General features: G+C 69.0%; 10 protein-coding genes. 5 read left to right on the top strand and 5 right to left on the bottom strand.

Annotated elements, in window-relative coordinates; genetic code table 11:
- Positions 1-95 precede the first annotated feature (95 nt).
- Entirely contained in the window at positions 96-227 is a 132-nt protein-coding gene (locus ACZ8ZB_RS27300) for a hypothetical protein (protein WP_470740273.1), read from the bottom strand.
- A 945-nt stretch (positions 228-1,172) separates the two neighbouring features.
- Here ACZ8ZB_RS27300 and ACZ8ZB_RS27295 point away from each other — a divergent pair.
- Both ACZ8ZB_RS27295 and ACZ8ZB_RS27290 read left to right on the top strand, forming a co-directional pair.
- Positions 1,173-1,808: a hypothetical protein gene (locus ACZ8ZB_RS27295; RefSeq protein ID WP_470740272.1), complete on the top strand. Its 636-nt coding sequence runs from the start codon at positions 1,173-1,175 to the stop codon at positions 1,806-1,808.
- A gap of 94 nt (positions 1,809-1,902) precedes the next feature.
- Positions 1,903-2,085, top strand: a complete 183-nt coding sequence (locus tag ACZ8ZB_RS27290; RefSeq protein ID WP_470740271.1) for a hypothetical protein — start codon at positions 1,903-1,905, stop codon at positions 2,083-2,085.
- A gap of 229 nt (positions 2,086-2,314) precedes the next feature.
- Here the strand turns inward: ACZ8ZB_RS27290 and ACZ8ZB_RS27285 are convergent, their stop codons facing one another.
- Positions 2,315-5,158 (bottom strand): hypothetical protein, encoded by a 2,844-nt coding sequence (locus tag ACZ8ZB_RS27285; RefSeq protein ID WP_470740270.1) that lies wholly within the window; start codon positions 5,156-5,158, stop codon positions 2,315-2,317.
- On the bottom strand, positions 5,155-5,541 hold the full coding sequence (locus ACZ8ZB_RS27280; protein WP_470740269.1) for a hypothetical protein: 387 nt from the start codon (positions 5,539-5,541) through the stop codon (positions 5,155-5,157). Before ACZ8ZB_RS27280 ends, ACZ8ZB_RS27285 begins: the two co-directional genes overlap by 4 nt.
- Before the next feature lie 222 nt (positions 5,542-5,763).
- Between ACZ8ZB_RS27280 and ACZ8ZB_RS27275 the strand changes: the two genes are divergently transcribed.
- Positions 5,764-6,912 (top strand): glycosyltransferase family 4 protein, encoded by a 1,149-nt coding sequence (locus tag ACZ8ZB_RS27275; RefSeq protein WP_470740268.1) that lies wholly within the window; start codon positions 5,764-5,766, stop codon positions 6,910-6,912.
- Between the two features lie 79 nt (positions 6,913-6,991).
- A complete protein-coding gene (locus ACZ8ZB_RS27270) occupies positions 6,992-8,281 on the top strand; it encodes a glycosyltransferase family 4 protein (protein WP_470740267.1) in 1,290 nt (429 codons plus the stop codon).
- A gap of 221 nt (positions 8,282-8,502) precedes the next feature.
- On the opposite strand, the gene ACZ8ZB_RS27265 is transcribed toward ACZ8ZB_RS27270, so the two are convergent.
- Positions 8,503-9,681 carry a damage-control phosphatase ARMT1 family protein gene (locus tag ACZ8ZB_RS27265; protein WP_470740266.1) on the bottom strand — a complete coding sequence of 393 codons (1,179 nt, stop codon included), beginning with the start codon at positions 9,679-9,681 and terminating at the stop codon, positions 8,503-8,505.
- A gap of 26 nt (positions 9,682-9,707) precedes the next feature.
- Positions 9,708-10,355, bottom strand: coding sequence for a ScbR family autoregulator-binding transcription factor (locus tag ACZ8ZB_RS27260; RefSeq protein WP_470740265.1), 648 nt, complete (start codon positions 10,353-10,355; stop codon positions 9,708-9,710).
- A 566-nt stretch (positions 10,356-10,921) separates the two neighbouring features.
- Between ACZ8ZB_RS27260 and ACZ8ZB_RS27255 the strand changes: the two genes are divergently transcribed.
- Positions 10,922-11,932, top strand: coding sequence for a substrate-binding domain-containing protein (locus ACZ8ZB_RS27255; protein ID WP_470740264.1), 1,011 nt, complete (start codon positions 10,922-10,924; stop codon positions 11,930-11,932).
- Positions 11,933-11,936 lie beyond the last annotated feature (4 nt).

Below are 11,936 nucleotides of genomic sequence, written 5' to 3'. Positions count from 1 at the left end.
GCGTGAACCGTGCCCCGTACGGGAGTTGCGGTTCCTCCAGGGTGTTGCAGAAGGCTGTGATTACGCCGGTTGAAGCGATATCTGGGCGCGTTCGGTCACCCGCCGAGGGCAAGGTTGCGCAGGTGGGCGGCGGCCTGGACGGTGTGGGGGAGGCTGCCGCCGCGTTCCCGCACCACTCTCAGCAGTCGGCCCAACGGCCCCTCCCGCAGGCTCGTGAACGTCTCCACCCACACCCGTCCCGTCCTCGACACTTCAGCCGTGCCACGGAGATGAGAAACTTACAACCTTCTGCGACACCCTTTGGCCTGACCACTTGCTCACGCGCCGTAAGTCCGCCGCGCGAAAGGAAGGGCGTGCCCGTGCAGACCCTGCACGAGGATGACCCAGTACACGTGACGGACTACCGACCGCCCGGCCGGCCGGCCGGCCCGGTGAGCGTGGGACGGGCGTGGTGCGTCTCGTCCCCTCATCCCGGATCCGCATGGTGGCAGTCAAGTCGGTCCGCCTCGTCCTGGCGGCGTTGCCGGACTTCCACCTCCGGTTCACCGAGGAAGTCTCCGTAACCCAGCGGGCGGGCGCTGGGCCGTGGTCGTGTCGAGGCCGACCCACACGCCGGACGGCCTGGGACACCGCCCGTCACACCCCCGGCCCGAGGCCGGCGGCTTCGCAGTTCGCCAGCGTGGGTTCACCCGGGCTTCCGGTGTCACAGCCGGACCGTCTCATAGAGAGATGATCTCGACCGGGTACCGGTTCCCCCGCACAACGACGCGCTCACCAAGGACGGTCCTCTCTCCGTCATGAGCACGAAGGAGATCGTCTCTCCTTGTCGGTCGACGCGAGAGCACCCGATCACCCACGCCCGGGAGGGCGCGGATGCGGGGCGGGAAGGCGTAGGTGCGGCCTGGAACGCACCGGATGTGCAGAAAAGGAAGCACTTCAGCCTGCTCTGACGCCGTGTCTGCCGGATGCATCCCACGTCCGCGACAGCACCAGCCGAGCGATATCCCTTTCCCGTCGAGAAAAATCAAGCACCACTTCCCTTCATCTCATTCCCTGATGGCGACCTGAAACATCCGCCACACATCTGATTGCACACGCGAGGTAGCGTTGACGCACCCGCCTTGGCTCGCCAGAAAGAGCTTGGTCCGGTTGACCATCACAGGAGGACGTCCATGCTTGCCACTTTCGCGCGGATTCTTCTCGGGGTTGCGCTTGGCGCCAAGGCAGCCGAGAAGGCGATCGAATACTCGCTCGAAAGAAAAGCGTCGGGCGGCGAAGCGGACGGGCCCGGGTGGACAGTGACCGCCCTCTCACAGGGCCCTGTGGAGTTCGTACTCGATGCCGCCGAGCATCACGGCGTCTTCACCAACAGCTCCAAGGCCGCAGTCAAGATCGAACGGATCGTGACCCACGAATGGAGCCACTCGATCACGTGGAACATAGGCGGGGAGATCGAAGCGACCACCGGCCTCGAATTGAAAAAACTGATCGAGGCGAAAATCAAATCCTCGTTCGACGCTCACCGCACCTCCGAGACATCGGACCACTATGTTTCGTCCCAGAAGATCGAATTTTCGGTAGCTCCGGGCGCACAGGTTCAAGCTGCGGTGTATTGGTACCGCGAAGAGCATACCGGGGAACTCACCGTGAGCGGGCCGGGCTCGTCCGGAGCCCTTGAGTGCCTGACAGTGCCCTACCGCGTCGTTCTCGGGATGACCTCACAAGTGCACACGACCGATGTTCCTCCCGCAAAAAAGACTTCCCGGGGGCCCTCGTACTCCAAGTGGCTGTCGTTTCGACGCGAGTAACCGCCCTCCGGAAAAAGCCGTCACTGCGTTCGGGTCGCCTCGAACGGGATCTCCCACCCTGGCCAAGGCCATCCGCGAGGACCAGCCCGCAGTCATGCAGGGCATCGCCGCCCCGTTCGGTTCCGGCATCGACGAAGGCCGCATCACCGATCCGAAACTCCACAAGCGGGTCATGGCCGAACGCGTGGGTCCCCTGCTCCGCTACCGCGTCGTCCTCAGACTGTGCGACACCGTTCCCCATGACGGAGCGTCACAGGCGCACGGTGGGACACCGTAGCTTTACGGAAATCCTGCCGGGGGTCGTGAACATGCCCAGTCGCATGCGGATGAAGGTGCCCGCCTTCTGACCGCACCGAAGATGAGTGGTGGGCGGCCTGTTGCCGGTCCGATCGAGTTGCTGGAGGATCTCAGCCGTGGGGGTGGGCCGCGTCGCAGAGCAATACCAAGGGAAGGACGGCCCCGCACCAGACGGCACGCGCCTCCTCCGCCCACGGCGTTTCACCCACCTATAAAGTGTCTGGTTCCCCCGGTTGCCGCCGATCGCGTTGTTCGGGCGGGACGGGAGGGACAGCCAAGTCGGACAAGTACGCGTCCACCGCGCGCTCGCCTTCTGTGTTACCGGTCAGCCGGAACGCCTCACGTGCCTGTCGAAGCCGTAGAACCGCACGTTCGATGTCGTCGGCGGCCAAGTACAGGCGAGCCGCCAGCAAAGCGCTGTCTCCCTGCCCCCGGTTGCCGCCCAACCTGCCATAGATGTCGGCAGCGACCTCTGCACTGGCCAGCGCGTCGGTCGGTCTGCTGAGCCGGTCCAGACAGACGGCACGCCAGTGAAGGGCGTCGGCCTCACCCAGGGGGTTACCGACCTGCCGGTACTGGTCGAGAGCTCGTGCGAACAGGGGTTCTGCGTCGGACACCCGGCCTTCGTCAAGTGCGACTCGGGCCAGGAGCTGCACCGCGTGCGTCGCACCGAGAGGGTTGCCGACCTCCTCATACAGTTCGAGCGCGCTGTGAGCCGTATCCGCCGCATCACCGGTCCGTCCGGCGGCTAGGTGGACGGTGCCCAGCAGATGCAGAGCATTGGCCTGGCCGAGCCGGTTGCCCGTGCGTTGGTGTACGGCCATCTCGACGCGCGCGTCGCTCTCCGCCCCCGGCAGGTCACCCGCCGCCAGCCGAACCTTGCCGAAGATGTGCACTGCGCCGGCCTCGCGGAACGCGTCACCGGTCTGCCGATAAATGCTCCGGGCCCGGTCGGCGGCCTCCGCGGCTTCCGTCACGTACCCCTGGAGCAGCGAGATGTCCGCGACCAGCCCCAGGGTGGAGGCGAGTCCACGCAGGTCGTCCTCACAGTCGTACAGTGCGAGCGAGTTCTTGACGTGTTCCTTGGCACCCGCGAGGTCGGCCTGCCCCAGCCGGATGTGTCCCAACAGTTCCAGGGCTCGGGCCTGGCCCAGTGGGTCGCCCTGGGCACGGAACAGCGACAGGCTCTCGGCGGCTGCTCGGCCGGCGCCGGTCACGTCCATGTGCGCCAGCCGGAGATGTCCCAATCGGTGCAGGCTCTCGGCACGTCCTCGCACGTGGTGCTCCCGCTCGAAGAGGACCAACGCATCGCTGACCGCCGTGGCCGCCGCCGACACGTCGAGTCTGCGGTGGCACAGTTCGGCCAGGTGCAGTAGAGCCGTTGCCGCCCCCACACGGTCAGCCCGCTCGCTGGCGATCTCCCGGGCGCGGCGGTAGCTGGTCTCGGCATCGTCGAGGCGCATCTGGAAGAAGGCGATCCGTCCCGCCGCAATGTGTGCCTCGACCAGGAGTTGTGCCCGGTCAGCCGTTGCCGGGCCCGCTTCCTCGGAGATGACGAGTTCCACCAAGCGCAGCGAGTTACTGAAGTCGTAGCGGGACAGAGCCAGGTCGAGCTCTTCCTTCCAGGTAGCCATCGCCGCTTCCGCTCCGATCGACAGGGCATGGAACAGCGCGTCCAGACGATTGCCTCTGGCCTGGTGGTGGCGGGCCGCCGCTGTGTGCAACGTCCTGAGAAGACCGGGCTGTTCGCGCTCGAGGTAGGAAAGGATCGCCCCACGCACCAAGGGGTGCATGCGGTGTTCGAACCCGGCGGTGGGAGTACGTCGGCTGTGGACGAAACTGTAAGAGCACAGGTCCTCGAACCACTTGCCGGGAAGGACTCCGTCGGCCTGCGGCTCGCTCCCTCGGCTCTCGACGGGTTCCTCACCGGGGACGGCGCACCAGGACAGCGCTGCGTGAGTCGGCCCGGCGGCCTTGAGCAGCACCGCGAGCGCGTCCCGTTCGATGCGGCGCAGGACGGACGCGGTGGCCACCACCCGGCGGCGCTGCTCCGGCAGCCGGGACAGCAGAACCCGGGAGGTCCACAGCGGATCTGGCTCGTAGGCGGACACCGGCGGCATGAGGTGGCCGGCCGGCTGCCCGGCTGTTGCGTGGATCTCTGCGAGCACGTTGGCCCAGAGGGGCAGACCGCTGGAAAACCGGTGCACGGAGCGGACCGTCTCGGGAGCTGTGATGCCGTGAGCCGTCAGATAGGTGCGGGTGTGGTGCTCCCGCCATGCCTCCAGCCGGACCTGCTCGACGGGGCGTCCCGGCGGTGGGTCCAGAGGCTCACGACCAGCCAGTACGACGGCCAGTCCGGGCCACGCGTCGAGAAGATTGCCGAGCACGTCGGAGACCAACCAGTGACGTACACCGCTGACGCCGTCGGCCCGATCGGCGGCGTTTCCGTCGAGGAAGTGCAGCCGCTCGGACGTGTCGAAGCACAGCACATGGCGATCACCGCACGGCAGCCTGGTTCGGTGGGCGGCCACGTCGCGTAGCAGCGCCTCGGTCATGCGGCCGAGTTCGTTGTCCCGCAGCAGGGCCAGACGCCGGCCGTCGCTATGCCCGTCCCAGGAGACGGACACATGGGAGATCGAGCTGTTGCGGGACGCCTTTTGCCGTAGTCGCAGTCGGGGAACGGAGGTCAGGAAGCTGCGCACCGTGTCCGCTGCGACGCCGCGGCTGCGATGGTAGTCCTTGAGGACGGTGCCGCAGCGTACCTCGAAGCAACGGGCCACGGCATCCAGCGTGCGCCCGGCAAAGGCGATGCCGTCGGCCGCAGTCGCCTCGAAGTCGGTGAGCTGTTCCAGGTCGAGGAGGTCTCCCGTGTGGCCATAAGCGGGCACAATGGTGTTCACCAGGTGCAAGAGCAGAGTGGTCTTGCCCTGCCCGGCCATGCCGCACACGAACAGCAGCCGCTCGCGCGGGTCCCGGCAGAGACGGTGCATCGCGGCCAGTGCCTCCTCCCTGTCGACGAGAACGTCCCCGTCGGACCGACCGGGCGCGGTCACCCGCGGGCGTCCGTCTGCTGGCCGTCGATGGTGCCGTCCTTGGCATCGCGGACTACCCGCGCGTCGCGGACATGTGCGGTGGAGCGAGTGATGCGCCCGTTGCGTCGGGCCCGTTCGGTGACGACGGCCGCTCCATGCGCGGTGACACGGCCGTCGACGATCGAGCCGCCACTGCGCACAGTCTGCCGGACCTCGGTCCGGCCGGCCGCCGATGTGCCGTGCGTCTGAGTCCAGGCGAGTACGGCGGAAGCGAGGACGAGCACCGCGAGGCCGACGCCGAGCCCCCAGGACACCTCGTCGGTCAATAGGTTGGTCAGAAGACCAATTGCGGCGGAGAGGACGACTGACAGCGACGCAGAAACTTTGACGGACAGGTGAGGCACGGGGCACACGCTCCTCCCGAGGCCGGGCACGGCCTCTGTACCTTCAGGGTAGAGCTGCGGCACCGACCCTCGCGGGATTCTGGCCGGACACGTCCGTCACGTGCTCGCCAAGCGGTGGCGCCGGCATGGCGCGCCCGACAACGGGAAGTGTGAAAGGGCCGCCGCCCAGGCCTCGCGGCCGGACCGTCGGCGACGTCACGGAGTGCGACGCGAGGGTGGGGAATGGTCCGATTACTGGTGGACGGCCAGATCACCGGAGCCGACGGGATCGGGCGTTATACGAGATGTCTGACTGCAGCCTTGCGCCGGGTCGGTGGCGGAGACCTGGACATACACGTGGCGCCTGCCTCCGCACCACGATACACACCGGCGGAGGGCGCACACCTTCTGGACCTGGTGCGTCGCCACCACGCCGATCTGCTCCATCTGCCGGATTACCGGGTGCCGTTCGAGCATGCACCGGTGCCCATGCTGGTGACCGTGCATGATGTGCTGCGGCTGCGCGCCCCGCAGTACTGCTACTCGGATGCCCTCTTCGCCCACCGCTACGGCAGGGACACTCTCGCGGGGCTCACCGCGTTCGTCGAGAAGCTGCGGACGGTGGCGAAGTGGCCGTCGGGTGCGACGCGTGAACCTCTCTCCCTGCATGAGGAGTTCTACGGCCGAATGCTGTGGCTTGCGGGAGCGCGGGCAGCCCGGACGATCGTCCCTACCCAGACCGTTGCTCGTCACCTGGACGAGGCGCTGGGACGTGCCACGCACGCTCTCGTCGCTCCTTTCGGCGCCGACCACTTGCGCTCGCCCGGATCGCCGCCACCGCTGCCTGGCCCGCTGCGCCCCGGGCGCTACCTTCTCTACGTCGGACAGAGCCGCGCGCACAAGGGGTTACCGACCGCGGTGCGCGGCTATCTGCGTTCCTCGGCTCCGCTGAGCGACGTTCCGCTCGTGCTTGTGGGGCGCGGTTTCGAGCCCGGTTGTCAGGCGGCGGCCGAGGTGACGGAGGTCGCGGGACCGCACGCGGTGTCCCTGGGCCGAGTGAGTGACGCCCTACTCGTGTCGTTGTACGCGGGAGCCGCTGGGCTGCTGCATCTGTCCCATCACGAAGGTTTCGGCTTCACCCCGCTGGAGGCGCTCGCCACTGGCTGTCCGGTGATCGTCTCCGATCTGCCGGTGCTGCGCGAAACGCTGGGCTCGCACGGCACGTTCGTCCCTCCTGGAGACGCCGAACGGCTCGCCCGGGCCATTGACGAGCTGCTCGCCGGACCGTCGAGTTCCACCGAACGGGACCGGCGAATCGCGTGGGTGGCCCGGTACCGGTGGGACGAACACGCACGGCGACTCCTGCACTGCTACGCCGAAGTGTGCCTTTGAAACGTGGCTGCAGGCACCACGAAAGAGATGAACCTGGGGCATGCGTCGGCTGGTGCCGCATGAGGAGGAAGGACCGAGAATGCCGATCGTCGCCATGGATCTCAGGAGCACCCACGACACCGGAGTCGCCCGCTATGGCAGGTCGCTGCTGGCCGCCTCGGCCGCACCCGCCCGGGCCCGCGGTATCCGCCTTCTCGTCATCGTCCGGGACGGCGCCCAAGAAGCGGCCCGTGACATGCTCGCCGTACAGGGCTGCACCGACACGCACGAGGTGATCGGCATCCCGGGCGACACCGGCTTCATGCGTGATTCTGCAGAACTGCGAGCTCTGCTGACGCAGCGTCGCGTCGACCTCTACCACAGCACCCACTACGTCGTGGACCGAGCCTGCCCCATTCCTTATGTTTTCACCATTCACGACCTGCTGCGGTGGCGTTTTCCCCACCTCACCGCCACGGACCAGGACTTCGTGGAGAAGTTCGGCAAGAAGCACCTCGATGACATGCGGGCCAGCCTGCTCGACCCGGTAGGCCACTCGTCCTCCGGTGCTGCGCGGACCGCCCCAGCCGAACAGAACAGCTCTTGCGGTGTGTTCGCACGCGGCTTCGCGGCTCTCACCCGGATGCTGGTCGATTCCGCACGTCATGTCGTCACCGTCTCCCATGCCACCGCGCGTGACGTAGCCGAATCACTGCCGCCGCCGGGTGGAATCACCATCGTTCCCGGTGCGGTGGCCACAGACGTGTTCCGGCCACGTGGCCAAGCCGAGATCGACGCGGCACGGACCATGCACGGACTGGCCGGACCCTATCTGTTGTATGTCGGGCAGGCCCATCCCGGCAAGCGGCTGCCCTGGCTGATCCGGGAACTGGTCCGCGCACGCCCGGCGGTGCCGTCGGGCACGCGGTTCGTCGTGGTGGGCGGACACGCCGAACTCGACGAGGAGACGCGCCGCACGGTCGAGACGCTCGACGCCGTCGACTTCATACGGTTCACAGGCCGCGTCGATGACGACGAGCTGGCCGCCCTCTACACGGGCGCAGCCGCCTGCGTGTCGGCCTCTGTGGGCGAAGGCAGTCATCTGCCGTCGCAGGAGGCCCTGGCCTGCGGTTGCGAGGTCGTCGCACCAGATCTGCCCGCGCTGCGGGAAACCACGGCAGGCCACGCCCACCTCTATCCGCCCGGCCGCACCGGAATGCCTGGCGCACTGGTGACCGGCCTGCTCGACGGTACTGTCCTGCCGCGAGCCCAGGACTACACCCCGCGCTCCTGGTACGACTCCGCCATGCGCCTGCTCACTTGTTGGGAGGCCGTCCTGGGTGACGGACAGAAGACATCCTCGCTGTCCGAGCGGCCGACGCGGCCCTGACCTACGGACGCTTGTCGAACGCGCCGGCTGTAAGGCTCCGGAAGCACAGCCCTGCGAGGACCTCTGCCTGAACCGGCCGTCCTGCTCCGACGGCCACGGCCGCACACCACCTGCGCCGCCGCGTCTGCTGGCGTTGTCCGCCTACGCGACCTCACCCGCACCGGACAGCCAAGAAACAATGCCGGTCACGGGCACACCGTGGATCACTCACGGGATAACGCTCAGGTCCGGACCTGGATCAGCGCGTGGGTGCCGCCGGTGCGCCAGCGCCGCCCCTCCGCCGCGACCAGTGCCGCCTCGGTGTCGGCGGTCAGTCCGGTGATCACGTCGGACTTCAGGGTGCGCAGGGCGGCGACCGGACCCGGGAAGCAGGCGGTGACCTCCGCGAAGGGCGTGGTCGGGGGCCAGTGCCGGTCGCCCACGAGGCGACGGTAGTTGAGGTCGCCCTTGACGACGGTGAGCGCGGCGGCGGCGAAGTCCGCGCGGAGGTCGTCCGGCATGTCCGCGTACGGCAGCGGCGCGCAGGAGAACGGGTGGGCGCGGAGGGTGAGCCGGCCGTCGGTGAGCGCGGCCCACAGGCCGCGGCCGTACTCGGCCGCGGCGCCCTCGGCGCCGGTGAGCCGGCGTACCGCGTCGACGACGTCGGCGGTGGTGGCGTCGGAGACGTAGTACGGGTACGGCTTGACGTGCAGTACCGCCCGGGCGACACGGCCGTGCGCCAGCAGGTGGGCGATGAGCAGCAGGTCCGGGACGAGTTCGCGGCCCGCGTTGTCGGCGACCAGGCACAAGGTGCCGGTGCCGGGGGCGTCGAGCAGCGGCCACAGCCGTTCGCTGTCGTCGGCCACCAGGGCGGGGACGGCGGGCGTCTCCTCGGCGCCCTCGGCGGACAGCCGGAAGCCGAGGTCGGCGCGGTTGCCCCACAGGGAGCCGTGCAGCAGGGCGCGGGCCCGCTCGTCCTCCGGCCGCCGGGCGAGGTCGTCGAGCGCGGCCAGTTCCTCGTCCGCGGCGGGCGAGGCGAGTTCGGCGAGCTTGGAGGGGCGGAACGGATCGATGCCCTGCCAGGGACCGGGGGCGAAGTAGCCCACCGCGTGCAGCAGCCGGCGGTAGAACCAGCTCTCGGACCACAGCCACGGCACGTCGTACCAGGAGCGGCCGGCGTAGGCGTCCATGCCCCAGGACTCCCAGTGCCGCCGGTCGTGCGCGTCGGCGGGGAGGGGTTCGATCGTGCCCCCGGTGCAGTCGGCGAGCAGGGTGTCGAGCGCGCGGTGCTGTTCGGGCCCGTACGGGAAGGCCTCGCGCACCTGCCGGATGATCGCCGGGTGCCGCTCGGCCAGCACGCCGTGGGGGAAGGTGCCGGGCTGGTCGCCGAGGATCACGGGCGCGGTGGGGTGGTCGGACATGCGCTCACCGTAACGCGCGCCGCGGGTCACACCGGCGCGATCTCCCGCTCCAGCCGCGCGGCCAGGCTGAGGTAGCGGGCGCGTCGGGTGACGGGGACCAGGCCCCGGATGAGGATCTGCCACATCTCGGCCGTACGGCGGGGCTGCCGGGTGACGGGTTCGCGGGAGCGGCCGACGACGCGGGTGCCGACGAAGAAGCAGACCAGGGAGTGCGCCACGACGTCGATGTCGACGTCCGGGTGGACGTCGGACTCCTTGACGGCGCCCAGGAGCCGGGCCGTGACGATGTCCAGCCACTCGGTGAAGGGATGGCTCAGCGGGGGGCGCGGCCGGGCGCCGCCGGTGGTGAGCCGCAGTCCGGCCCGCAGGACGGGGTCCTCGGCCGACATCCTGGCTATGCAGAAGGTGAGGCGCATCAGCGCCTCCAGGGAGGTGTGCCCCCGGAGTTCGGTGTCCCTGGCCAGTCGGCGGCTGGTGGCGGACTGGAGTTCCAGGATGGCGTGGGCGAGGTCCTCCTTCGCGGCGAAGTGGAAGTAGAGGGCCCCTTTGGTGACTCGGGCGTGCTCGACGATGTCGCTGAGACTGGTCGATTCGTAGCCCTGCCGGTCGAACAGCTCTGCGGCGGCCGTGATGATCGTCGCGCGGGTCTGCTCGGCGCGTACCTGCCTCGCCATCGCCTGAACTCCTGAGCCGGAAAGGAACGGGTCATGCTGTTTGTTTTCACGCCGGGTACACGATATATCACGCTGCGGCAGCGTTCATCACGCGGGCGCCGCACCGTACTTGAGAATACCGGGCAAAGCGGACGTGCCTCCTGAAAGAAAACAGCACGCCCGGTATCTGAGTGTGTCAGGTGCGGGGGCAAAAGAGAACGGCGGGGCGCAGGCGGCGGACCGTCCCGATCACCGGAGCACCGGTGGGCCGACCGCGGCCGGACGACGGCCGGCGCCGACGCCGGCCCGGCGTTCGCGGTGAACGCGCCGGGCGTTCGCCCCGTACGGCACGGAAGAGTTCCCCGTGTCCGCCCGGTTCGGTGGCGGGAGACGGCCGTGTCCCGCTCACGGTTCATCACGATGCGGCAGCATCGCCTCACTTCGCGTGGCTGTTCACTTGACGACCAGTGGTCCCACAGGGTTGGCTCCGGCCCAGCGAGAGTCACCCGTTCGGCGCACGCCCCCGTGGTTCCGTCGGTGCTCTCCCCCTGCTCTTGCTCGGCCGCACAGCGAGGTCCGCACCCCTCATGAACACTCGTCCCCCGTCCCGCCGTCTTTCGAGACACCGTCTGGCGGCGCTGGCAGCCGCCGTCGGTCTGCTGGCGACCGGCTGCTCCGCCTTCGGTCCGGCCGACGACTCCTCGGGCTCCGACGACGCGAGCGGCTCCGGCACCGGACGGATCAAGGTCACGATGGTGACCCACGGCGACGAGGGCGACGCCTTCTGGGACCGGGTGAAGAGGGGCGCCGAGGCGGCGGCCGCCAAGGACGGCATCGAGCTGACGTACGTGAGCGACCCGGACCCGGCGGAGCAGGCCGAACTGGTCCGCGAGGCGGTCCGCGAGGGTGTCGACGGCATCGCGCTGACGCTGGCCAAGCCGGCGGCCATGAGGGGCCCGGTCAACGAGGCGCGGGCCGCGGACATCCCCGTGGTGGGGCTCAACTCCGGTATCGACGCCTGGAAGTCGGCGGGGCTGCTGGGGTTCTTCGGCCAGGACGAGAGCGTGGCGGGCCGGGCCGTCGGCGACAAGCTGGACGAGCTGAAGGCCGAGCACGCCCTGTGCGTCGTCCACGAGCGTGGCAACGTTGCCCTGGAGGCCCGCTGCGCCGGCGTGAAGAAGGCGTTCGGCGGGACGACCGAGAACCTCTACGTGGACGGCACCGACACGCGCGCCGTCTCCGGCATCATCACCGCCCGGCTGCGGCAGGACCTGACCGTCGACCAAGTGATCACCAACGGGGCGGACTTCGCGCTCACCGCGGTCGAGGCCGTCGCGGAGGCGGACAGCGAGGCCGACGTCGCCACCTTCGACCTCAACGAGGACCTGGTGGACGCCGTACGCGGGGGCAACGTCCAGTTCGCCGTCGACCAGCAGCCCTACCTGCAGGGCTACCTCGCCGTCGACGCGCTGTGGCTGTACCGGACCAACGGCAACGTCAGCGGCGGCGGGGTCGCGCCCGTGCTCACCGGACCGGCGTTCGTCACGAAGGCCGACGCGGACTCGGTCGCCGGGTTCGCCGCCGACGGAACCCGCTGACGGG

The sequence above is a fragment of the Streptomyces sp. 12E genome (assembly GCF_055633275.1).
The sequence above is the reverse complement of the archived record's forward strand: the minus strand, read 5'-3'. Positions and strand labels throughout refer to the sequence as shown.

Bases quoted from the DNA above. Each gene is read 5' to 3' on its own strand.
- ACZ8ZB_RS27295 (WP_470740272.1), top strand. From the start codon at position 1,173: ATGCTTGCCACTTTCGCGCGGATTCTTCTCGGGGTTGCGCTTGGCGCC.
- ACZ8ZB_RS27290 (WP_470740271.1), top strand. From the start codon at position 1,903: ATGCAGGGCATCGCCGCCCCGTTCGGTTCCGGCATCGACGAAGGCCGC.
- ACZ8ZB_RS27275 (WP_470740268.1), top strand. From the start codon at position 5,764: ATGGTCCGATTACTGGTGGACGGCCAGATCACCGGAGCCGACGGGATC.
- ACZ8ZB_RS27270 (WP_470740267.1), top strand. From the start codon at position 6,992: ATGCCGATCGTCGCCATGGATCTCAGGAGCACCCACGACACCGGAGTC.
- ACZ8ZB_RS27265 (WP_470740266.1), bottom strand. From the start codon at position 9,681: ATGTCCGACCACCCCACCGCGCCCGTGATCCTCGGCGACCAGCCCGGC.
- ACZ8ZB_RS27260 (WP_470740265.1), bottom strand. From the start codon at position 10,355: ATGGCGAGGCAGGTACGCGCCGAGCAGACCCGCGCGACGATCATCACG.
- ACZ8ZB_RS27255 (WP_470740264.1), top strand. From the start codon at position 10,922: ATGAACACTCGTCCCCCGTCCCGCCGTCTTTCGAGACACCGTCTGGCG.